Raw genomic sequence first — 1,984 nt, forward strand, 5'->3', positions numbered from 1 at the left:
GCGCAAACGCTTCAGCGTCGCTTCCAAGCCGTCGACAAGCGCGACGACGATCTCGCCGCTGTTCGCGGTATCGCAGCGCTGGATGAGCACCGTGTCGCCGTCGAGAATGCCGGCGTCGATCATCGAGTCGCCCTTGACCTCAAGCGCGTAGTGTTCGCCGGAACCGAGCAGGGTGAGCGGTACCGCGACCTGGTGGCTCTCCTCCTGAAGGGCCTCGATCGGCGTACCGGCGGCGATGCGGCCCATGACAGAGAGAGTGACGGTATTTTCGGACTGATGCGCGGGCTGCAGATCGCGGCTCAGCGGCTTGCCGCGGCTGCCTTCGATGACGCTCGGCGAAAAGCCTTTGTTGCGCGAGACGGCGAGGCTCGGCGAGGCGGATTCGGGCAGCTTCACGATCTCGAGTGCGCGGGCACGGTGGGCGAGGCGGCGGATGAAACCGCGCTCCTCCAGCGCCGTGATGAGGCGGTGGATGCCGGATTTGGAGCGCAAATCCAGCGCTTCCTTCATTTCGTCGAAGCTCGGGGACACGCCGCCCTCCTTGATGCGCTCATGAATGAACATCAGGAGTTCGTGCTGTTTGCGTGTGAGCATGCTTTCCGGCCCCAAATATGGAACAAACCATAAACCTCGGCACACGTTCTAGTTTGGTTCTTATCTGCCGTCAAGCATTTCTGTGGATAATTCAGCGAAGCGGCAGAATTTCCACGATCTGGCCCGCCTCGGCGGCGGGGGCGCCCGCCGGGCGGACCAGGAGGCCATCGGCGGCCGAAAGCAGCGACAACATGGAGCTATCCTGCTTTTCGAAAGGTGTCGCCACCGGGAGGTCGCCGGGCACATGGTCGAGCCGGGCGCGGAGATAGTCCTCGCGGCGGTCGTTCTCAGGGAGGCTGCGGCCGAGCCGGGCCAGCGTCGTCCGGGGCGTCGTCACATCCGAGCCCTGAAGCTTCGAAATCGCGGGCACGAGGAAGAGGACCGCGCAGACGAGCGCCGAGACCGGATTGCCCGGCAGGCCGAGCATCGGAACGCGGCCATAGCGGCCGAACATCAGCGGCTTTCCCGGACGCATGGCGATGCGCCAGAAATCGATGTCGAGCCCGTCTTCGGCCAGCGCCGACTGGACGAGATCATGGTCGCCGACCGAGGCGCCGCCCAGCGTGACGAGCATATCGGCGTCTGCGGCCTCACGCGCCGTGGCGCGGATCGCCTCGTTGCTGTCGGGTGCAATGCCGAGATCGAGCGGGATGCCGCCCGCCGTCGCAATCAGCGCGGCGAGGCCGTCATTGTTGGCGGAGACGATCTGGTTCGGGCCGATCGGCGCGCCCGGGCGCACGAGTTCGTCGCCGGTCGAGAAAAAGGCGATCCGCGGGCGCTTGCGGACGGAGAGCGTCGGCACGTTCATCGCCGCCGCCAGCGCGATGTCGGCCGGTGAAAGCGGGCGCCCCGCGAGAAGCCCCGTCGCGCCTTCTGCGAAATCGAGACCGGCGGGGCGGATATGCCGTCCTGAGACGGAGCTTTCCCGCGCGATAACGATGTCGCCGTAGCGCTCCATATCTTCCTGGATGACGATGGTATCGGCGCCTTGCGGCACCGCTGCGCCGGTGAAAATGCGGACAGCCTCACCCTCTCCCAAGACGCCTTTATAAGCGCCGCCCGCGGGGGCTTCGCCGACGACGCGCAAGCGCGCCGGCACGCTTTCCACGTCGACGGCGCGGACCGCGTAACCATCCATGGCCGAGAGGTCGCCCGGTGGTTGCGTGCGGCGCGCTACGACATTTTCGGCGAGCACGCGGCCTGCGGCCTGCGCCAGCTGCGCGGGCTCGGTCGCGGTCGGCACCAGCGCCGCCAGAATGCGGGCGCGGGCTTCCGTGACGGGGATCAGGCCTTGCGCCATCTACTTTGCCTTATAGGTGCCGGATTTGCCGCCTGCCTTGTGGGTCAGCCGGATGTCCGCGATCCGCATCGAACGGTCGACGGCTTTCGC

The 1,984-nt window shown here is 66.6% G+C and carries 2 protein-coding genes; both read right to left on the bottom strand.

All coding sequences use genetic code 11. From position 1 onward, the window contains the following. Nucleotides 1-594, bottom strand: a 594-nt coding sequence (gene lexA, locus VMR03_RS15820; protein WP_325406909.1) for a transcriptional repressor LexA, incomplete at its 3' end; no start/stop codon positions are given. A 91-nt stretch (nucleotides 595-685) separates the two neighbouring features. Continuing rightward, nucleotides 686-1,894 (bottom strand): gephyrin-like molybdotransferase Glp, encoded by a 1,209-nt coding sequence (glp, locus tag VMR03_RS15825; protein WP_325406911.1) that lies wholly within the window; start codon nucleotides 1,892-1,894, stop codon nucleotides 686-688. Nucleotides 1,895-1,984 lie beyond the last annotated feature (90 nt).

Origin of the sequence: Parvibaculum sp., from assembly GCF_035511255.1 — a bacterium.
Taxonomy (GTDB): Bacteria; Pseudomonadota; Alphaproteobacteria; order Parvibaculales; family Parvibaculaceae; genus Parvibaculum.